The organism is Sinomonas humi (assembly GCF_000802235.1).
GTDB lineage: Bacteria > Actinomycetota > Actinomycetes > Actinomycetales > Micrococcaceae > Sinomonas > Sinomonas humi.
Window position 1 is genome coordinate 1 of record NZ_JTDL01000017.1, and the last position, 556, is coordinate 556.

Genomic DNA, 556 nt, shown 5'->3' on the forward strand with positions numbered 1-556 from the left:
CACGGAGAAGGCGGAGTCGGTGGCGCTGAGCGTGCTGCAGCCGCTGCTGCGCGACGATTCGGCGGAGACCCGCCAGCTGCTCGAGGCGGCGACCGTCTGGCTGGCGAACAACTGCGCGTGGGAGAAGGCCGCGGCTGAACTCGGAGTCCACAGGCACACGCTGCGGAATCGCGTCGACGCGGCGGGGCGGCGCCTGGGCCTCAATCTCGACACCCTCCAGGACCGGCTCGAGCTGTGGGCGGCGGTGCAGTTCCTGGAGGCAGGCCCGAAAACGGCAGGGCCCCGGGACGCCTGAGCGCCCGGGGCCCTGTGCCAGAGCGGCGGCTCGGTCAGTTCTGGGGGAAGCCGAGGTTGAGGCCGCCGTGGCTCGGATCGAGCCAACGTGAGGTGACGGCCTTCTCGCGCGTGTAGAAGTTGAAGCCCTGGAGGCCGTACGCCTTGGTGTCGCCGAAGATCGAGTCCTTGAACCCGCCGAAGGAGTAGTAGGCAACGGGGACCGGGATCGGGACGTTGATCCCGATCATGCCGACCTCGACCTCGTTCTGGAAGCGGCGGG

2 protein-coding genes are annotated in these 556 nt (G+C 69.4%); one reads left to right on the forward strand and one right to left on the reverse strand.

The window, feature by feature from the left end; translation table 11 throughout:
• Window positions 1-295, forward strand: a 295-nt coding sequence (locus LK10_RS01495) for a helix-turn-helix domain-containing protein (RefSeq protein WP_043119582.1), incomplete at its 5' end; no start/stop codon positions are given.
• Between the two features lie 34 nt (window positions 296-329).
• Here LK10_RS01495 and LK10_RS01500 read toward each other — a convergent pair.
• A partial coding sequence (locus tag LK10_RS01500) for an aldehyde dehydrogenase family protein (RefSeq protein ID WP_043119584.1) occupies window positions 330-556 on the reverse strand: 227 nt, incomplete at its 5' end.